Genomic DNA, 20,429 nt, shown 5'->3' on the forward strand with positions numbered 1-20,429 from the left:
GATCAAGCATGGAAGCGTTGTTGAACAAAACTGTCGTGGAACCGAGCCTGACGCAAGCTGCCGCCAGCACACGGCGGCGGCTCCGCGTGCTGCATCTGCTCAACAGTTTTGAGTTGGGCGGCACCGAACGGCAGGACATCGAGTTGCTCAAGCGGTTGGATCAAACACGTTTTGACGTGCGGCTGGCGGCGCTGCAACGCCAAGGGCCGCTTTATGACGAAGTGGCGACCCGCTATCCGCGCCTGCTCGAATTTCCGCTCAACAGCCTTTACAACGCCCAGGCGCTGCGCCAGATGCGGCGACTGCGTGCCTGGCTGTTGGAGGAACAAATTGACATTTTGCACGCGCACGATTTTTACGCGGGCTGGCTGGGCACGCTGGCGGCGCAATTCACCGGCGTAAAAATCATCGCCTGCCAGCGCCACCTGCGCCTGTCAGATCGCTGGGTGCACGCCGCAGGCCGCCGCGTCATCAACCGTCTGGCCCATCGCGTCGTCGTCAACGCTGAGTTGATTCGCAAACACGTACTCGAAACCGGCACGGCCCGCGCGGACAAACTCATCGTCATCCGCAACGGGTTGATCTATCAGGCTGAACCCGCCGCGCGGAATGCAGTGCGGGCGGCGTTATTGGCTGAATTGCAGCTTCCGGCAGACGTGTTGCTGATCGGCAATGTCGCCAATTTACGCCCGGTCAAAGGGCATCGTTATTTGTTGCAGGCGGCGGCCACCGTCGTGCGCCAGTTCCCCCACGCGCATTTCCTGCTCATTGGCAAAGGCGAATTACAGGTGGCGTTGCAGGCGCAAGCCGCCGCATTGGGCATCAGCGCCAACGTGCATTTCCTCGGACAGCGCTCCAACGCCGCGCAACTGGCCCAGGCCTTTGATCTCGCGGTGCTGGCCTCGCTGCACGAAGGGCTGCCCAACACCGTGATGGAAGCAATGGCAGCAGGCGTCCCCGTCGTCGCCACGGCGGTGGGCGGCGTCTTGGAAATGATTACCGACGGCGAAACCGGCTATCTCGCGCCTGCGGCGGATGCCGCGCATTTGGCCGAAAAGATATTGCAGGCGCTCGCCGATGAAGCAGGCCGCGCCCAACGCGCCGCGCATGGCCAGGCCTTCGTGCTGGATCAATTCAGCATGCAACGTATGGTCGCGGCGACTGAACAGCTCTATGACGAAGTGTGTGGTAATCCGCACACGGCAAACTAGATCGGTTTTACTTCGGTATATGGGAAAAACCGCGCAGCGGGACAGTACCGCGCGCGTGAGCAAGCGGCCCGTTGGCAGTTCAGCCAAGGGGTAAGTTTGACGGGCCGCTTGCTCACGCGCGCGGTACTGTCACAGCGTCAACTGATTCCCATAACCGCAATTGCAAAGCCATCCCCCCGCTGTAACGTTTGCCGCGCTTTCCCCACTAGAAGCACAGGCACCAGACACAGGGCTTACTTTGCCCTACGCATTGGCAAGTCATCCCTTGAATGAGTGAAGCGATGTCCCAAGTCGAAACAATTCGTGTCTGCCTGGTCGCGCCTTCGCTGGAAATCACCGGCGGCCAGTCGCGGCAGGCTGCGCGTTTGCTCGCCGCTTTCCAACACGAACGGACGCTCGCCCTCGGTTTCATCCCGCACAATCCGCGTTTGCCCGCCCCCTGGCGCAAGTTGCAACGACTCAAATTCGTCCGCACGGTCGTAACGACGTCTTATTATTGGTGGTTGCTGCTGACGCAACTGTGGCGTTACGACATCGTCCACATCTTTTCAGCGTCTTACTTTTCCTATCTGCTTGCAGTCGCGCCGGCCATCCTGATCGGCAAGCTTTATGGCAAACGGGTCATCCTGAATTATCGCAGCGGCGAGGCCGAAGACCATCTGCAACACTGGCCGCTGACGACCAAGCCGATCATGCGCTTGGCCGACCGCATTGTGGCGCCATCCAGCTACCTCGTGGACGTCTTCGCCCGCTTCGGCTTGCAGGCAGAGTCTATTTTCAACATCGTCGAACTCGACCGCTTCCGGTTTCGCGCGCGCGCGCCATTGCAACCGAAGTTTCTCTGTTGCCGCCTGCTTGAACCGCTTTACAACGTCGGTTTGGTGCTGCGCGCGTTTCAACAAATTCAGCAACGTTACCCCAACGCCAGCCTGACGATTGCGGGCGATGGCAGCCAGCGCGCCGCGTTGGAGCAGTTGGCGCGGACTTTGGCAGTACGCCAGGTCGCCTTTCGCGGCATCGTGCCGTTTGAACAGATGCCGCAACTTTATGACGAACATGATGTCTGTCTGATCGGCAACGACATTGACAACATGCCCGCGACAATTCTGGAAGCCTGCGCCAGCGGGTTACCGGTCGTCAGCACCGAGGCAGGTGGTATCCCCTATTTGGTCAAACACGAAGTGAGCGCGTTGCTGGTGCCGTGCGGCGATCATGCGGGGCTGGCGCGTGAGGCCATGCGTTTGCTGGAAGATGCGACATTGGCGCAGCAGTTGAGACAGCAGGCGCACGCTCTTGTTCAACAATGCACCTGGGAAAGCGTGCGCGGGCAGTGGTTAAAGCTGTATATGGATTTGATGCAGGCGCAAAACGCGCCGCGCCGCGCCAGCCGCGCGACATTGCCGCAGCGGAGCTAAACCCGGTAACGCCGGCGCGCTTTCGTAGCGCTGGCGTTCGAAACGTCGCGCTTTGAACCTTTATGTGAAGACCCAAAAGCGCTGCGTGCTTTTGGGTAAACTTGATAGATAGAACGCTGGAATGCAGGAAGGAAGGGTGAGAAGTAACCAGGGCAACTCCAGCCTGAGCACGAGGAATTCATGTCCTTTCCGCATCAGGCCCAAGCAGTATTTGCCTGTCAACCAACACAATCCCGACAGCGGCGGCGGTCTGGCCTAATGCGCCATCGCGCGCCAAAACGGGCTTGGTCTTTGAAAACATTTTTGAAAACATTGCAGTGTCGCGCACCGGCAGTACGCGCGGCCCGTATTTCCGGCTTGAACATCCCCCCTCAAGCGATTCAAAAGGAGTCTTGAGGTGGTCGCATACGAAGGTCAACTGCCCTTACCCGGACGTGTCAAAGCACGCACCGCCGCACAGGTGTTGAGTCAAGAGCACGTCCCCGAATTTGACGGCGTGCGCGCCCTGGCCATCTGGCTGGTGTTGCTGACACATATTTTTCTCGCCTATCCGAATCCGGCGGGCGCGCTGGACGCCATCCCCCGTCCGCTGTACGAAATCATCAATCGCGGCTGGCTCGGGGTGGATTTGTTTTTCGTGCTATCGGGTTTGCTGATCACAGGCATCCTGCTCGATGCCAAAGGCAAGCCACATTATTACCGCAATTTTTATGGCCGCCGGGTGCTGCGCATCCTGCCGCTGTATCTGGCGTGCATCGCGGTGATGAGCCTGTTTTATACCGGCTATGGCAGCTACTTTTTGTTGAGCCTGCCGTTCCTGGCGAATTTCGCCTCGGGCTTTGGCATTGCGACGCCGCACGGGCCGGGCGTGTTCTGGTCGCTGTGCGTCGAAGAGCATTTTTACCTGCTCTGGCCGCTGGTGGTTTCGCTGCTGCCCCGGCGCGCGCTGGCGGTGCTGGGCTGCCTGCTGCTGGTCGTTTCGCCGTTGCTGCGCGCCTGGGGCGTGCAACGTGGAATGAGCATTGATATGGAGGTTTATCAATACTCGTTCTTCCGCTTTGACGGTCTGGCATTGGGCAGCTTGTTGGCAATTTGGCTGCGGTCGGATTACGCGGCGCGCCGCACTTCGCTGGGGTTGGCGGCGTCAATGATTGGTTTGGCGGTCGTGGTCACCCTCGCGGGCTTGCCTTACGGCATCTTGAGCAAGTCGGTCGCGGGCGTGGCGCTGCGTTATACGCAGATGAATCTGCTGTTCGGCGCATTCATCGTCACGGCTTTTGCTTTGCGCGGCACTTGGGTTACTGACGTCTTGCGCAGTTCGTTCGCGTCGGTCAGCGGCAAGCTGAGTTATTGCTTGTACCTGATCCATCTGGCGGTAGGCGATGCTTATTACCATTTGACGGCCCCTTACGCGGCGGTGCTGGTGGCGCGGTTGGGCAGCTTGGGCAGTGTGCTGGCGCGGGCGGCGACGATTCTGTTGCTTTCGTTTGGACTGGCCTGGCTGTCGCAACGTTTTTTGGAAGGCCCGGCGTTACGGTTGAAAAGGTATCTGGTTTGAATTGGCGGGTGCTCGTCCTCGCCCACATTGGCGCTGCGCTTGCCACCGGTGAGCGCGCTATTTGTCGCTGGAGATCACAGACCATGAACAATGAATTGATGGCCCGCTGGCTGGATGATTCGCGCGCGCGTGCGCTAGCGCTCGTGAACAACTTGCATCACAAATTGGAACAGCGGCTGGCCCCGTCAGCACCGCCAGAAACCATGCCCGAACGCGCGTTGATTTTGCCGTTCGATCCGCACTCGCCCTCGACGCGCGCGGTGCAGGTGTTGCGGCTCAACGCGCTGCCCGTCCAGGAAACGCGCGACGAACCGCCGACCGAGAGCTTTTTGCCCGCGTTGCACAAACTGGCAACCAACGAGCGCCGCGCCACGCTTTCAGAGGCGCTGAGCCGTCATAGTTTTGTGGTGAAGTCGAAACGGTGAAACGCAGCAAACTCGACAAACTGCGCGGCATGAGTCCGCACGAATGGCGGACGCGCAGCGCACAGGAACTGGCTAAGCTCAGCGAACGCTATCTTGGACGCGGCACGCGCGAGTTGACCGACAGCGAGTTCCTGCGCGAATGGCAAGCGCCAGCAGACGCCAGGCCCGTCAATACGGCACAGGCAGCAGCAGCCGACTTGCTGAAACGCTTGCAACAAAGGCCGCGCTTCTTCCCTGCTCTTTCTCAACGAACGACGGTCGTGCAAACGCTGCAAACACGCTTTGCAGCTGAGTGCGAACAACTGCTGGCCCGGGCTGACCGCGTGCTGGCAAACCGCTTCGACATCTTTGCATGCTGCGGGGAGCACGCAGGGCTGAGCTTTGGCGAACCGGTGAACTGGCGCTTGGAACCAAGCTCTGGCAAAGCCACGCCGCTTGCGCATTGGAGCGCCATTGATTTTCTGAACCCGGCGGTCGCGGGCGACAAGAAATTCACCTGGGAACTCAATCGCTGCCAGTTTTTCATCACGCTAGGCCAGGCCTATTGGCTGACTGGGGATGAAAAATACGCCGAGCAGTTCGTCGCGCTCACCACCGCCTGGCTCGACGCCAATCCGCCCAAACGCGGCATCAATTGGGCCAGCAGTTTGGAATTGTCCTTCCGCGTCATCGCCTGGCTGTGGGCCTTGCATCTCTTTGCGGACGCCAAAGCCTTGACGCCGGAATTCACCACGCGCGTGTTGAAATCACTGCTCGCACAAGGACGCCACATCGAAACGTACCTGTCGCTTTATTTCAGCCCGAATACGCATCTGACCGGCGAAGCGCTGGGCTTGTTTTATCTGGGCGTGGCCTTGCCGGAATTGTGCCGGGCCGAGCATTGGCGGCAATTGGGTTTGCGCATCCTGCTGGAACAGTTGCCGGTGCACGTGCGGCGCGATGGCGTTTATTTCGAGCAGGCGTCGTATTACCACCGCTACACGGCGGATTTTTATACGCATCTGCTGTTGCTGAGCCGGGCGAGTGACACGGCGTTGCCGCCATTGGTCGAAGAGAAGCTGATTGGCTTGCACGAGCATCTGCTGTGGCTCACGCGGCCCGACGGTACGTCGCCGTTTTACGGCGACGATGACGGTGGACGCACAGTGATGCTGAGCACGCGGCGCGCCGACGATTTCCGCGACACGCTGGCGACCGGGGCGGCGCTCTTGCAACGTCCAGACTGGAAATTCGTCGCGGGTGAAGCCGCCGTTGAAACACTGTGGTTGCTGGGCGCAGATGGCTTGCGAACCTTTGATGAATTGGCCGCGCACGCGCCGACAGCGCGGCACAAAGCATTCGCCGACAGCGGCGCTTACGTCATGCGCGACGGTTGGACGCCTGATGCGAGTTATCTGTTCATTGATTGCGGCCCGCACGGCGTGTCGAATGGCGGCCACGCTCACAGCGACGCTTTGTCCTTTGAATTTGCGGCGGGCGGCGCGACCTGGTTGGTTGACCCGGGCACGTTCAGTTACACCGGCGATTTGCAGCAACGCAATGAAATACGTTGCTCGCAAAACCACAATACAGTGAGTGTGGATGGTCTGTCGCAATCCACGCCCCAAACCGCGTTCACCTGGGCACAGACGGCGCGCTGTTTGCCGCGCGAGTTCCGCGCAAGTGACGAAGGTCTTTTTTTTGCGGGCCAGCAGGACGGTTACACGCGGCTGGCTGACCCGGTGCGGCAGCAACGCGCGTGGCTGTTGCATCCGGCGGAGGCCGGCGCGCCGTTGTATCTGCTGATGACTGACCGGCTGGAAGCGCAAGGCGCGCACCAGTATCAATGGCATTTTCATTTTGCCGCCGGTTGCCGCACGCGACTTGACGGCAACCTGGTGCGGGTCGTGGCGGCGACGGGGCAAGAGTTGTGGCTGGCGGCGCGCGTGACGGGCGACAACGAATTGCACTTTGCCGTAACGGAGGGCTGGGTCTCGCGCTGTTACGGCCAACGCGAGGCCGCGCCGACGGTCACCATCAGCACCGTGGGGCGCGGCGGGTTGACGGTTGAGACATTGCTCGTGCCGCTGGCTGACAAGCAGGCTGAAGAGTTCGTGCGGGAGTGGCCGACGCGCATTCATTGAGCACCGGCGCGGCAAGCGTTTAGAGTTCCGCCTCGCGTAGTGCCCAATTGACGCGCCTGCGGCGCGCTGACCGCCTAAAGGCGGAACTCTAAACGCTTGCCGCGCCACGCTTGCATTTTTCAACCACGGCTCCAAATTCGGTTGTTTCGATTTCGTGGAATGGGACGACGATGAGCACACTCGAATACCATCGGGCCGAACTGGCGATTGCCAAAGCGAAGGATGACCCGCGCCGTGTGATGCCCGCGCTGCCCGCCGCGTTCGGCAGCATCCTCGATCTCGGTTGCGGCGCGGGACAGACGCTCATCGCCTGTGAATTGCCGCCGGAAGTTTTCGCTTGCGGGGCTGATGTTGATGAAGAGGCGCTGCGCTATGGCCGGCAACTGAGTGGTGAAATTCATTTCGTGCGCGCGGGCGGCGAAGCCTTGCCGTTCGCCGCGCAAACCTTTGATGTCGTGATCTCGCGCGTGGCGATCCCGTATATGCACATCCCGACGGCGCTGGACGAAATCGCGCGCGTCTTGAAACCGGGCGGGCACGTCTGGTTCACGCTGCACCCGCTGGCGCTGGTGCGGAAATGGCTGTGGAGCGCCTTGCGCCACGGCCATTTGAAAAGCGTCATTTACCAGAGCTACACGCTCGTGAACGGGCTGCTCCTGCATTGCTTTGGCAAACAGGTGCGCTTCCCGCTCAACCGCGCGCGCTGCGAATCGTTTCAGAGCGAACGCGGCATCACACGCGCCCTGCAAGCGGCCGGCTTAACGCGTGTCGAAACGGAATTGAACGAACAGTTTTTTGTCGTCAAAGCGGTAAGACAAAGTAGTCGGTAGTCAGTAGTCAGTAGTCAGCAAGAAACGGCCCATTGCTACTGACTACTGACTACTGACTACTGACTACTGACTACTGACTACTGACTACTGACTACTGACTATTGGTTTTTTATGTGTGGCATTTGCGGAACGGCGATTCCGCGACAACTCAATCGGCGCGTTAATGCCGACAGCTTGACCCGGATGCGGGATGCGCTGGTGCATCGCGGGCCGGACGATGCCGGGTTGTGGCTGAACGGTTCGGTCGGGCTGGGCCAGCGGCGGCTCTCCATCGTGGATTTGGGCGGCGGACATCAGCCGTTGTCTAATCAAGGCTGTGCGGGTGGTGAGGACGGCACGGTTTGGATCGCCTTTAACGGCGAGATTTATAACCACGCCGAATTGCGCGCACAGTTGGAAAGCCAAGGCCACGTCTATCGCACGTCGAGCGACACCGAAACCATCGTGCATCTGTACGAAGAGTTCGGCCTGGCAGGCGTTGAACAATTGCGCGGCATGTTCGCCTATGCCATCTGGGACGCGCCGCAACGCCGCCTGGTGCTGACGCGCGACCGCGTCGGCATCAAGCCGCTGTATTACCTGCTGACCGAAGACGGCACGCTGCACTTCGCCTCGGAAATCAAAGCGCTGCTCGCCGGACGCGCGCTCAAACCGGAGTTGAACTACAACGCGCTGAGCGACCAATTCGCCAACCGTTATACCTCGGGCGAAGAGACGTTGTTCAAAGGCGTCAAACGACTGCTGCCTGGGCATACGCTGGTGTGGCAGGACGGCCAAGTCGAGCTTAGCCACTACTGGTCGCTGAGTTTCAGCAAGCCCGCGCAACGACTCAGCGAAGCCGACTACATAGAGCAATTCCGCGCACTCTTCCGCGATTGCGTCGCCTCGCACCTGATGGCCGATGTGCCGCTGGGCATGTTCCTGTCGGGTGGCATTGATTCGAGCGCGATTGCGGCGGTCATGAGCGGCTTGGTCAAAGATCGCATCAAGACCTTCTCGGTTGCTTTCGCCGAGCGCGAGGCGAACGAATTGGATTTCGCGCGCACCGTCGCGCAAGCCTACAACACCGACCATCACGAAATCGTCGTCAGCCCCACAGAGTTTTTCGCGGCGCTGCCCACGCTGATCTATCAGGAAGACGAACCGCTGGCGCATCCGTCCAGTGTGCCGCTCTATTTCGTCTCGCGGCTGGCGCGCGAACACGTCAAGGTCGTGCTGACCGGCGAAGGTGCCGACGAATTGCTGGCGGGTTACAACAAATACCGCGTCACGCGCTACAACCTGCAATTGGGCGGCGTATACGAACGCCTGCTGCCCGGCTTCGCGCGGCACGCCATCAAAGGCGGCATCGAACGGCTGGACGGCGCGACGCGCGCGCGGCAAATTTTGCAACGCACGTTTCTGTGTCTGCCCGCGAGCCTGCGCGACATTTACTTCGACAATTTCGCGGTCTTTGCGCCGCCGTTGCAACAGCGTTTGTTCACGGCGGAAACGCGCGCGCGGCTGACCGACACCGACCCATACCGCACGATGGTGGCGTATGCCGCTGAGAGCGACGCCGACAATTTGCTGGATCAATTGCTGGCGGCGGACATGCAATCGTACCTGCACGAACTGCTGATGAAACAGGATCAGATGAGCATGGCCGCCTCAATTGAGAGCCGCGTGCCTTTCCTGGATCACCGGCTGATTGAATTCGCCACGCACTTGCCGGTGGAAATGAAGCTGCGCGGCACGACGACGAAATATATTTTGCGGCAGGCCATGCAAGGCGTCTTGCCCGCTGAGATTCTGACGCGCAAGAAAATGGGCTTCCCCGTGCCGCTGGGCGCGTGGTTCCGTGGCCCATTCAAACACGTCGTGGACGAATACGTGCTGGGCGAACGCGCGCTCGGACGCGGTTTTTTCAATGCCGATTACGTGCGCGAATTGGCGGCGCGGCAACAGGCGGGCGAAAACCACGCCGAACGGTTGTGGGCGTTGCTGAATTTTGAATTGTGGCAGCGGCGCTTTTTCGACGGCGAGGCGCTTGCAGAAAACACAGCAACGCCTGCAATGGCGCGCGCGGTAGCTCTTTGAGTTGGAGGTACAGCAGGCTGCCAGCCTGCTGGGAACTGGCGATGTAAGAACTCGATTGCCAGTTTGTTCTTTAGCGCAAGTACAGCAGACTGGCAGTCTGCTGTACTTCAAATGGTACCACTTCCCCCCGGAAGGTGAGTTCGATGCAGAAGCTGACTGAAAAGGGTTTTTGGAATCGGGTCTACGCCAACAATCAAGCGCAGATCAATATGGGGGGGGGTAAAGAGTGCGGCCAAACGCTGGTTCAAAGCGCGTTTTGGCGAATACTTGCGCGATTATCGGCACTATCTGGAATTGGATGTTCTTTTGAAAACCCATTTGCCGCCACAAGCGGGTTTGCAGGTCTTGGAAGTCGGCAGCGCGCCGGGTGAAAACCTGGTGAGACTGCGGCGGAAATTCGGCTATGACGTTTACGGCGTCGAATATGCCGAGGTGGGCGTAGCGATCAACCGCGCGAACTTCGCGCAAGCTGGCATCGCGGACGACCGCGTCATTCAGGCAGATTTTTTCGCGCCGGAGTTTCAGACGCGCTACCGCGAGCGTTTCGACATTGTCGTCTCGCGCGGTTTCATCGAGCATTTCGATGACGTGACGGTAGTGCTTGAACGGCATCTGACACTGCTCAAAGCGGGCGGGCGACTGGTGGTCACCATTCCGCGGCTGACCGGCATCAATTATCCGCTGTGCCGCTTTTTCGACGCGGAACTGCTGGACAAGCACAACTTGAAGATTATGGAGCAGGCTGCGTTCGCGGCTTTGTTCGCGCCGCTGCCGTTGCAACCGCAGTTTTGCGGCTACTTCGGCACGTTCAGCTTTCAGTTGTTCGACACCAAAGCGCCGCGCGGCGCGCGTTTCGCGCTCTTGCGGCTGAGCTGGAAAGTACAGCTTGGGTTAAACCTGCTCTTCCGGCTGCTGTTGCGCGAACGGGGCTGGGAGAGTTGGTTGGGCAGCCCGCATCTAATGTATGTGGGTGTGAAGAAGAGTTGATTATGCGCATTCTCTGGGTCAAAGCCGGTAAGCTCCTGCCCGTGGACACGGGCGGCAAAATCCGGTCGTACAACATCCTGAAACATCTGGCCGCGCGCCACGAACTGACGCTGCTGTCATATTACGGCGGGCCGCGTGACATGGCGTATGAGCAGGCGATTCAAGCGGAATTGCCCGGCACGCGCGCCGTTCACACCGGCGCCGCCGAGGGCAACGCGCTGGATTATCTGCGCCGTTTGCCTTCGCCCGCGCCCTATGCCGTCAGCAAATTCACCGACCGTGAAGTCAGACGCATCGTCACGGTTTGTTTGCAAGAACAACGTTACGACGTAGCGGTGTGCGATTTCCTGAGCGCGACGTTGAACTTTCCGGCGCATGCGGCCACGCCGACCGTGCTCTTTCAGCACAACGTCGAATCCATTCTCTGGCAGCGCCAGGCCAAGCACGAACCCAATTTGCTCAAACGCCTCGCCTTCAAAATCGAAGCCGCCAAGATGACGCGCTACGAAGCGCGTGCCGTCGGCCAGTTCACCCACGTCATCGCCGTATCGGATGCCGACCGCGACCTCATGAAACCGATGACGGAGGCCGCGCGCCTGAGCGTCGTGCCCACCGGCGTGGATTTGGCGCAGTATCGCGCGGCGGCGGCGAGCGACAGCGCGGCTGAACCGTTAGTGATGTTCCTGGGTTCGATGGATTGGGAAGCGAACATTGACGGCGTCGAGTATTTCCACCGCGAAATCTGGCCGCAGGTCAAACAGTCCGTACCCAACGCGCGTTTCCGCGTTGTCGGGCGCAACCCGCATGCACGCATCCAACGGCTCGCAGCAGCAGCTGTCGAAGTCACAGGCACCGTGCCTTCGGTGCTCGAACATCTGCGCGCAGCGGCGGTCTTTGTGGTGCCGCTCAGAATCGGCGGCGGCACGCGGCTGAAAATTTACGAAGCAATGGCGCTGGGCAAGGCGACGGTCTCGACCACCATCGGCGCCGAAGGGCTGGACGTCAATCACGGCCAGGACATTTTGCTGGCCGATGATCCCGCCAGCTTTGCGCAAAGCACGATTGCGCTGTTGCAAGACGCGGCCTTGCGCCAACAACTGGAACAGGCGGCGGCGGCCCAAGCGGCGAAATTCGATTGGCCGCTGATCGTGGATCGGTTTGAAGAAGTGCTGGCGCTGGCGATGCGGCAAGCTGGCACGGCAACGCAAGCCGCACCCACAGCAGTCCCGGTGAACGCATGAATGTTTTAGTGCTCGATGGCAACGAAAATCAGGCCGTCGCCAGCGTGCGTTCGCTGGCGCGCGCCGGGCATCGTGTCGCCGTCGGCGCGGCTACGTCGTGGTCAAAAGCGGGCTGGTCGCGCGACTTCGCCGAGAGTTTTGTTTATCCCGCGCCGCAACAGAGCGCGGCGGATTTCGTCGCGTGCGTTGCGGAACAAGTGCAACGCAGGCCCGGCGCATTGGTGCTGCCGATGACCGAGCGCACGACGCTGCCGCTGTCCGCCGCGCGCGAACGCATTCTGGCAGCGGGCGGCAAGCTGGTGCTGCCGCCGCACGCGACAGTGCTGCGCGCCTTTGACAAAGAGCAAACCACGCAACTGGCTGCGCAACTGGGCATCGAAACCCCGCGCACGTGGACGATTCGTGATGACGTTTCCTTGCATGAGGCCGCGCGGGCCATCACCTTTCCGGCGGTGCTCAAGCCGCAATCGTCCGAAGAAGTTTCCTGCAACGGCCAAGTGCGCGCGACGGGCGCGCCGGTCTATGCGCGCAACGCGGCGGAGTTTGCGGCGGCTTATGCCGAGTTGCGCCAGCGTTGCAGCGTCGTGCTGGCGCAAGAATTCATCGCAGGCATAGGTTGTGGCTATTTCGCGTTGCTGCGCGAAGGCGAATTGCGCGCGGAGTTCGCGCACCGCCGCATCCGCGACGTGCGCCCGACCGGTTCGGGCAGCGCCGTGCGTGAGAGCCTCGAACCCGACGCAGCGTTACGCGACGCCGGTCTGGCAATCTTGCGAGCGTTGCGTTGGCACGGCGTGGCGATGGTCGAATTCCGGCGGCGGCCCGACGGTTCGCTGGTCTTTCTGGAAGTCAACGGGCGGTTCTGGAATTCGCTGCCACTGGCGGTTTACGCGGGCGCGGATTTCCCGGCGTTGCTGGCGCAGTTGGATGCGCGCGGCGATTGCGACCTGTTGCCGCCCGCGCGCGCGGGTGTGCGTTGCCGCTGGCTGTTGGGCGATGTGCGGCACATGCTGGAAGTCTGGCGCGGCGCACCGGCGGGCTTTGCCGGTGAATTCCCCAAACGCGGGCGCACCTTGTTGGATTTTCTGACGCCCGTGCCAGGCACGTATCACGACAATTTCATGTGGCGCGATCCGTGGCCGGAGCTAGGCGATTGGTTGGATTTTGCGTTGCGCAAAGTGCCTGCGCAGCGGCGCAAAACGCGCGCCGCGCAGGCATCCCGGACGAACGGTTTGCCAGCGTCTGCGTTTGGCTCGCAATCTGAAATTTGAGATTTGAAATTAGGGTTTGAAAGCAAAGATGTTCAAAGGCGTCATTCACACGCACAGCACCTACTCCGACGGCGAATTCACATTGGCCGAATTGCGTGTGGTCTTGCTGGCCGCCGGTTGCGGCTTTGTCTGCATGAGCGACCACGCCGAAGCCTTTGACGCCGCGAAGCTCAAAGAATACGTGGCCGAATGCGCGGCGCGTTCGGATGAGCGCTTCCAATTCATCGCGGGGCTGGAATTTGAATGCGAGCAGCGCATGCACGTGCTGGGTTATGGCGCGCCCGCGCTGGCGACGACGCAAGACCCGCAAGAAGTCATCCGGCACATCCGGCGGCACCAGGGCCTCGCCGTGATCGCGCATCCGAAAGACGAATTCTTTCCGTGGATCGAATCTTTCACCGAATTACCGGACGGCATCGAGACGTGGAATTCGAAATACGACAGCCGCTATGCGCCGCGCATCGGCACCTTTCGTTTGCTCGAACGCTTGCAGCAGCGGCAGCCGCAGATACGCGCGTTTTTCGGCGTGGACTTGCACTGGCGGCGGCAGTATCGCGGGCTGTTCAACGAGGTCGAAGCGGTCAGCAACAGACGCGACGACGTATTGGCGGCCTTTGCGCGCGGGAGCTATCGCGGGGTGAAAGAAGAATTGGCGCTGCCGTCAAGCGGCGTGTTGACGGCTGAACAAGTGGCGGCGTTTGAGGCGCGGCACGCCCAATCGGATCGTCTGCGGCAGTGGGTCAAACGCATCAAAGGCGTAGTCAAAAGCTCCGGCTTGCAGGTGCCCGCGCCGCTGAAGGCGCAATTGCGCCGGATTTTCTAGTCGCGGATTTCTCCGCAGCAACCATTGATAACCAACGACAGGCCAAGCGGTAACGGTCTTTTTCCCTGAGTAACTATATGGCAATGGCATCCCTTTTTGCCGCACTGGACGGTGTAAATTTCCAGGGTCTCCGCTTAGCGCTGCGTGACCGTGAACGTGCGCGCGTGTATCTATCCCGCAGCGTGCGGCTATTTGACGAGTTGAGCGGACGTGGGTTGACGGGCCGCGATCCTCTGCGGTTCGTTTATCAGCAAGGTTGGGCGAGTCGCTCACCTGAGACGCGGGTCGTTTTTCCCGCCACGCTGGAAACGGGCGGTGGCACGCAACTCAATGAGCAGGTGTATTTGGCGACCATGGCGCAGGTGTTACGCCCGCGCAAGGTGTTTGAAATCGGCACGTATCGCGGCCACACCACCAGTTTGTTCATTCTGAACACCCCGGCGGAAACCGAGGTATGGACGCTGGACCTGCCGCCGCAAGTCGCGCTCGGTGACGCGGAGTTAGCCAGCTATCTTGACTCAGACGTAACGCTGGTGCGCCAACGCGCGCTGGCGCATTACGTGCGCGAGTTGGGTTTGACCGAACGTTGCCAGCAGGTGTTTGGCGATTCGTTGCAATTCGACCCCGCGCCGCATCGCGGGACGGTGGAGTTGGGGTTTATTGATGGGGCGCATGCGCGGCGCTACGTCGAAAGCGACACGCGCAAGATGGCCGTGATGATGGCTGAGCGCGGTCTGGTTTTTTGGCACGATTACGGCGGCAAGGGCGATTTCAAACCCTTGACTGATTACCTGGATTCGCTGGCGCGCGAGATCGAAATTTTCCGCGTGCCAGAGACGTCGCTGGCCTGGGCGGCAGCCAGCGAAGTGCGCAAGCTGGCGTGATGATCGAAATGCAGCTAAGCAATAAACACCGCACCTTTACGTTGATGTATCACGATGTGGTTGCGGCGGAAGCGCACACCGCCAGCGGGTTCGATTGGCCCGACGCGGCGTTGTACAAGCTAACGCCCGCACAATTCGACGAACATCTGGCGGCGCTGGCAGCAGCGACCGGCGCTGCGCCCGCGTTGGTGAGGGGTAACAAAACGGATTTGCCGTCACCTCGACAATGCCCATCCTGGCTGCTGACTTTTGATGACGGGGGCGTGAGCAGCTACACCGAGATCGCCGGGCGCCTGGAAGCGCGCGGCTGGCGCGGGCATTTTTTCGTCACGACGGGCGTCACCGGCACGGCGGCGTTTTTGAGCCCCACACAGATTCGGGAATTACATGCGCGCGGCCACGTGATCGGCTCGCATTCTGAAACGCATCCCTTGCGGATGGCGCGCTGCGGTTGGGACGAATTGCTGCGCGAGTGGCAGGTGAGCACCGAGGCATTGTCAGCGATCATCGGCGAACCGATCCGCGTGGCCTCAGTGCCCGGCGGGTGGTATTCACGCGAGGTGGCGCGGGCGGCGGCGGCGGCGGGCATCAAAGTGCTGTTCACCTCGGAGCCGACCGCGCGTTGTCATACCGTGGATGGTTGCGTGGTCTTGGGGCGGTACGGCATTCAGTCCGGCACGCCGGCGGCAACAGCGGCGGCAATGGCGGCGGGCGCGCGGGCGCCGCGTTGGCGGCAAGCCGCGTGGTGGCAGGCGAAGAAGGCCGTCAAAACTTTGGGTGGCACGGCGTATTTGAATTTTCGCCGGGCGTGGGCAGCGCGCGCGCTGACACAGTAATCAGGGAGTTATATGCGTATCAGTATTTTCGGATTGGGTTATGTGGGCGCAGTCTCAGCCGCGTGTTTTGCCGAGAGCGGCCACGAAGTGATTGGCTGCGACACCAATGAACTGAAGGTCAAGATCATCAACGAAGGCCGTTCGCCCGTGGTCGAACCGGGCGTCGAAGACATGATGGCCCAAGGCGTCAAAGAAGGCCGCCTGCGCGCGACGACGGAAGCCGCCGAGGCCGTGCTGGCGTCGGATGTCTCGCTGGTGTGCGTCGGCACGCCGGGCAATCACAACGGCAGCCTCGATCTCGCCCACATCAAAGGCGTCTGCAAACAGATCGGCTCGGCGCTCGAAACCAAGTCGCGCTATCACGTCGTCGTGATGCGCAGCACGATGCTGCCCGGCACGATTCACGATGTCGTGATCCCGACGCTGGAAGTATGTTCTGGCAAGAAAGCCGGACGCGATTTCGGCGTGGCGATCAATCCCGAATTTTTGCGCGAAGGCACTTCGATTTACGATTTCTATCATCCGCCTTTCACGCTGGTAGGCGCGGACGATGAAGAAGCCGCCTTCCTGGTGCGCAAGCTTTACGCGCACATTCAAGCGCCGGTGCTGAGCGTCAAGGTCAAAGAAGCCGAGATGGTCAAATACGCCTGCAACAGCTTCCACGCGTTGAAAGTCACCTTCGCCAACGAAATCGGCAACATCTGCAAAGCGCTCGGCGTGGACAGCCACAAAGTAATGGACGTGTTTTGTCAGGACACCAAACTGAACCTGTCGGCCTATTACATGAAACCCGGCTTCGCATTCGGCGGTTCGTGTTTGCCCAAAGATGTGCGCGCGCTGACTTACAAAGCACGCTCGCTGGATGTCGAGACGCCGATGTTGAATTCGCTGATGCTCAGTAATCGGCTACAGGTCGAGCGCGTCGCCGATATGATCGCGCAAACCGGTAAGAAGCAGGTCGGTTTGCTCGGCTTGAGCTTCAAAGCGGGCACCGACGATCTGCGCGAAAGCCCGTTGGTGGCGTTGATCGAAATGCTGATCGGCAAAGGCTATCGGCTTTCGATCTATGACAAAGAAGTCGAATTGGCGCGCCTCTTCGGCGCGAACCGCGAATACATCGAGCGCGAAATTCCGCACATCGCCTCGCTGATGCGCGAGGATATTCATCAAGTGATCGAAGGTTCCGAAGTCATCGTGATCGGCAAGAAATCGGAAGAGTATCGCGCCGTGCACGATTACCTGAACAACGGTCGTGTCGTGATTGATCTCGTCCGCCTGGTCGAAGGCGGCGAACAATCAAAATCGTATCAGGGGATTTGCTGGTAGCCCCTAACAGCAAGTCTCTTCATTTCAAACACTCCCCCCCAACAGAAAGGGAGTGCAGATGCAGTCTTCATCCTCACCCGCAAGCGGGGTCCTTGCGGCGGTTTTGTTCTTTGTCATTTTAGGTTTGGTGAGCTTTTCAAGCGGGCCAGCTTCGGGCCTGTGGCCGGTGGCCAGCGCGCAAACCAATTACGGCGTGCTCGACACCGGGCAAGTGAAACTGCCGGACAATTACACCGGCTTCACACCGCCCGCCTTAGGCGCGACTTTCACCGACAGCGCCTATGGCACAACGATTCGGCGCGTGAGCAACGGGCTGAGTCAGTTCATTGACGCCGTGCATCACGAATACGCGACGATTTCTCCGTTCAACCGCGACAACACGCGCTTGCTGCTGGTGAAAGGGGGCGATTATTACGTCGCCGATCTGAGCGGCAACGTGATTATCAGCCCGACTGATCTGGCGCTGGGCCGCTTGCCCGAACCGCGTTGGAGCACGACGGATGCGAGCATCTTTTACTTTCATCAGGGCAATCAACTCTTCCGCTACGATTTGCGCACCCGGCAAAAAACGCCGCTACGCACCTTTGCGCAATTCGATTCGATTGGCTTCGGCGTGAATGACGGCGAGCTTTCGGCGGATGGCGATGCCCTGCTGATCATTGGTTACAAAAGCGGGCAATCCGTGCTTAGCGTTTATCGTTTGAGCACTGACGCACTCAGCGCCACGCTGGATGTCGGCGCGCAAGGCGGCATCGTCTTTTCGGATTTCACGCCCAGCGGCAACGTCGTGGTGCGCTGGGGCGGACAGGGCGCGGGCCGTTACAAAGGCTTCGAGTTGTTCGACCCGAACATGAATTTCCAGCGCCAGCTATACGGCTACAACGCGCGCGCCGATTTGGGCCGCGATGTGAATGGCGATGAAATCATGGTCTTCACTGCCGAAAACGATCCGCAACCCGCGGCGGGTTGCGAAACCAGCGGCATTCAGAAGCTGCGCTTGGCGGATGGGCAAAAGACTTGTTTGCTGCCGCTGTTTTACAACTTGGATGCCAGCATCAGCGTGAACAATTCCGGCGGCCATCCGTGGGCCTTGATTACCACCACCGATGCCAGCGGCACCGCCAAACCCAACGACACGCTGCCCGGCAATTGGCAAAGCTTGTGGAAGGCGCGCTACAACGAAGTGTTGCTGGTCAAGCTGGACGGTTCGGAGCGCCGCCGCCTGGCGCATCACCGCAGCCGCGACCGCGAGGATTATTACTGGACGCCGCGCGCCAGCCTCAGTCGCGACGGACGCTATGCGCTCTTTGATAGCAATTTCGGGACGTATCCACTCCCGTTTTACGCCGATGCGTTTCTGCTCCCGCTCAATCCGGGCAGCAACGTCAGCGCGCTGGCAAGCGTTTCGGCGGCGAGTTTTAGTAACGCCGCATTTGCGCCGGAGACGATCATTGCCGCGTTCGGCACGAATCTAGCGACGGGCCGACAAGCAGCGACAACGCAACCCTTGCCGACGACGCTGCTAAGCACCACCGTCAGCGTGCGCGATGCGGCGGGAACCACGCGCAATGCGCCATTGTTTTTTGTTTCGTCGGGTCAGGTGAATTTCATCGTGCCCGCCGGAACGGCGGCAGGTAGCGCGACCATCACCGTTACCAGTGGCGATGGCAGTCAAGCTGCCGGAACGGTGCAGATCGAACGCGTGGCGCCGGGTCTTTTCACCGCCAATGCCAACGGACAAGGCGTCCCGGCGGCAGTGGCGCTGCGCATTCGCAACAGCGCGCAGAGCTATGAGTCGGTGGCGCGGCTCGACGCCGGCACGAATCGTCTCGTGACCAGTCCGATTGATCTGGGGCCGGCCAGCGATCAGGTTTACCTGATTCTGTACGCCACGGGCGTGCGCAATCGTACTGGATTGACGGCGGTCAATGTAAAAGTCGGCGGCGTGGAGGCGCCGGTCAACTTCGCCCAGGCGCAAGGCAGTCTGGCTGGTTTGGATCAGATCAACGCGTTGATCCCACGTTCGTTGATCGGCAGGAATGCCGATTTGGATGTGGTGCTGACCGTGGACGGCAAGACGGCGAACACGGTGCGCGTGAACATACGCTGACGACAGCGCGCTCGCAGGTGCCAGGCACTTTGGCGCGCGGCTTCGGGCGGTGCGCCAAAGTGCTTTTGTGCATGTGAGCGACAACCCAATGAACAGAAATTTCGAGCAAACCTGGTCCAACAAAATCAAATGGTCGCTGCCCTGGCTGGTGCGCTATCCATTCTGGCGGCTGGGCGAACGCCTGCGGCGGCTGACAGATGGCAACGAACTGCACCATTTGATTTTCATCGTCTCCAACCATTACGAACCCGGCTGGTGCCCGCAACGTGGGCAACTAGACACGCTGCCCAATCAAATCAAGAAGGTCGAAAGCTGGTGCCGCGAGGCCAAGCTCACCGGCGATGCCGTGCGCGACAGCGATAGCGCGGCCTTTCAGCATACGAACTATTACCCTGGCGAACAGTACCACCGCGACATCCTCGATCAACTGGCCGAATTGCAAGCGGGCGGTTATGGCGAAGTCGAAATCCATTGGCACCACGGCGTCAATGCGCCCGACAATTCGGCCAACTTTCGCGCCGGAATCACCGAGTTCCGCGATGTGCTGGCCGAGCGCCATCGCTGTTTGGGTAGGTTTCCTGATGACCCGCAACCCAAGTACAGCTTCGTTCACGGCAACTTTGCGCTGGCCAATTCGCGCGGCGGCTTTGCCTGCGGCGTAGACGACGAGATGCAGATTTTGCGCGACACCGGTTGTGTTTCCGATTTGACGCTGCCCTCGTTCCCCTGGAGTTCGCAGGTTGCGCAGATCAACGACATTTACGAATGCGGTCATCCGCTCGACCAACCCATCCCGCATCGTTCGGGGCCACACACGCAAACCGGGCGGCAGCCTTCTTTTCCGGTCTTGCTAGCCGGCCCGCTGGTGTTCGATTGGAAGCGGCGCAAACGAGGCATCCCCGTGCCACGCGTCGAAGACGGCGTGCTGACCGCCAATTGCACGTTCAATCGCACGCGCTTCGAGTTGTGGCGCAACGCGAACATCGCGGTCAAAGGACGGCCCGAATGGGTGTTCGTCAAATTGTATTGCCACGGTTTTTTCCCCGGCGACCAGGAGGCGACCGTCGGCGCAACGGCGCGGCGTTTCTGGACAGAGATGCTGGAACTGAGCGAGCGCACCGGACAATTCAAGCTGCACTTCGCGTCAGCGCGTGAGGCGCTCAACATCGTGCTGGCGGCAACGGATGGCCACAGCGGCAATCCGGGGCAATACCGCAATTACCGCTTGCGGCAGATCATGGAATTGGAAGCGCAACAGCGGCCTGCGGCTATGACGTTGACAGCGGCGCGCGCGCAATCGGCAGCATAGGTTT

16 protein-coding genes are annotated in these 20,429 nt (G+C 60.4%); all 16 read left to right on the plus strand.

The window, feature by feature from the left end; translation table 11 throughout:
* Positions 1 to 8: 8 nt before the first annotated feature.
* The 16 genes from HY011_07485 (at position 9) to HY011_07560 (ending at position 20,425) form a co-directional block, all read left to right on the plus strand.
* Positions 9 to 1,211: a glycosyltransferase gene (locus tag HY011_07485; GenBank protein MBI3422766.1), complete on the plus strand. Its 1,203-nt coding sequence runs from the start codon at positions 9 to 11 to the stop codon at positions 1,209 to 1,211.
* A gap of 281 nt (positions 1,212 to 1,492) precedes the next feature.
* Positions 1,493 to 2,626: a glycosyltransferase family 4 protein gene (locus HY011_07490; GenBank protein ID MBI3422767.1), complete on the plus strand. Its 1,134-nt coding sequence runs from the start codon at positions 1,493 to 1,495 to the stop codon at positions 2,624 to 2,626.
* A 397-nt stretch (positions 2,627 to 3,023) separates the two neighbouring features.
* Positions 3,024 to 4,184, plus strand: a complete 1,161-nt coding sequence (locus HY011_07495; GenBank protein MBI3422768.1) for an acyltransferase — start codon at positions 3,024 to 3,026, stop codon at positions 4,182 to 4,184.
* A gap of 83 nt (positions 4,185 to 4,267) precedes the next feature.
* Positions 4,268 to 4,609 (plus strand): hypothetical protein, encoded by a 342-nt coding sequence (locus HY011_07500; GenBank protein ID MBI3422769.1) that lies wholly within the window; start codon positions 4,268 to 4,270, stop codon positions 4,607 to 4,609.
* Positions 4,606 to 6,732, plus strand: coding sequence for an alginate lyase family protein (locus HY011_07505; protein MBI3422770.1), 2,127 nt, complete (start codon positions 4,606 to 4,608; stop codon positions 6,730 to 6,732). Before HY011_07500 ends, HY011_07505 begins: the two co-directional genes overlap by 4 nt.
* Positions 6,733 to 6,902: 170 nt before the next feature.
* On the plus strand, positions 6,903 to 7,562 hold the full coding sequence (locus HY011_07510) for a class I SAM-dependent methyltransferase (protein ID MBI3422771.1): 660 nt from the start codon (positions 6,903 to 6,905) through the stop codon (positions 7,560 to 7,562).
* A gap of 111 nt (positions 7,563 to 7,673) precedes the next feature.
* Positions 7,674 to 9,641 (plus strand): asparagine synthase (glutamine-hydrolyzing), encoded by a 1,968-nt coding sequence (asnB, locus tag HY011_07515; protein ID MBI3422772.1) that lies wholly within the window; start codon positions 7,674 to 7,676, stop codon positions 9,639 to 9,641.
* Positions 9,642 to 9,947: 306 nt separating this feature from the next.
* Positions 9,948 to 10,628 carry a class I SAM-dependent methyltransferase gene (locus HY011_07520; protein ID MBI3422773.1) on the plus strand — a complete coding sequence of 227 codons (681 nt, stop codon included), beginning with the start codon at positions 9,948 to 9,950 and terminating at the stop codon, positions 10,626 to 10,628.
* Positions 10,629 to 10,630: 2 nt separating this feature from the next.
* On the plus strand, positions 10,631 to 11,869 hold the full coding sequence (locus HY011_07525) for a glycosyltransferase (protein MBI3422774.1): 1,239 nt from the start codon (positions 10,631 to 10,633) through the stop codon (positions 11,867 to 11,869).
* A complete protein-coding gene (locus tag HY011_07530) occupies positions 11,866 to 13,137 on the plus strand; it encodes a hypothetical protein (protein ID MBI3422775.1) in 1,272 nt (423 codons plus the stop codon). The genes HY011_07525 and HY011_07530 overlap by 4 nt, the downstream gene beginning before the upstream one ends.
* A gap of 16 nt (positions 13,138 to 13,153) precedes the next feature.
* Positions 13,154 to 13,960, plus strand: a complete 807-nt coding sequence (locus tag HY011_07535; protein ID MBI3422776.1) for a hypothetical protein — start codon at positions 13,154 to 13,156, stop codon at positions 13,958 to 13,960.
* Between the two features lie 77 nt (positions 13,961 to 14,037).
* On the plus strand, positions 14,038 to 14,844 hold the full coding sequence (locus tag HY011_07540) for a class I SAM-dependent methyltransferase (GenBank protein MBI3422777.1): 807 nt from the start codon (positions 14,038 to 14,040) through the stop codon (positions 14,842 to 14,844).
* The gene (locus HY011_07545) at positions 14,844 to 15,680 is read left to right on the plus strand and encodes a polysaccharide deacetylase family protein (GenBank protein MBI3422778.1); all 837 of its coding nucleotides are present in this window, start codon (positions 14,844 to 14,846) and stop codon (positions 15,678 to 15,680) included. Before HY011_07540 ends, HY011_07545 begins: the two co-directional genes overlap by 1 nt.
* A 12-nt stretch (positions 15,681 to 15,692) precedes the next feature.
* A complete protein-coding gene (locus tag HY011_07550; GenBank protein ID MBI3422779.1) occupies positions 15,693 to 17,006 on the plus strand; it encodes a UDP-glucose/GDP-mannose dehydrogenase family protein in 1,314 nt (437 codons plus the stop codon).
* Positions 17,007 to 17,109: 103 nt separating this feature from the next.
* Positions 17,110 to 19,116: a hypothetical protein gene (locus tag HY011_07555; GenBank protein MBI3422780.1), complete on the plus strand. Its 2,007-nt coding sequence runs from the start codon at positions 17,110 to 17,112 to the stop codon at positions 19,114 to 19,116.
* 88 nt (positions 19,117 to 19,204) lie between these two features.
* Entirely contained in the window at positions 19,205 to 20,425 is a 1,221-nt protein-coding gene (locus HY011_07560; protein MBI3422781.1) for a hypothetical protein, read from the plus strand.
* Positions 20,426 to 20,429 lie beyond the last annotated feature (4 nt).

It is taken from the genome of Acidobacteriota bacterium (assembly GCA_016196035.1).
In the GTDB taxonomy this organism is placed as follows: domain Bacteria; phylum Acidobacteriota; class Blastocatellia; order RBC074; family RBC074; genus JACPYM01.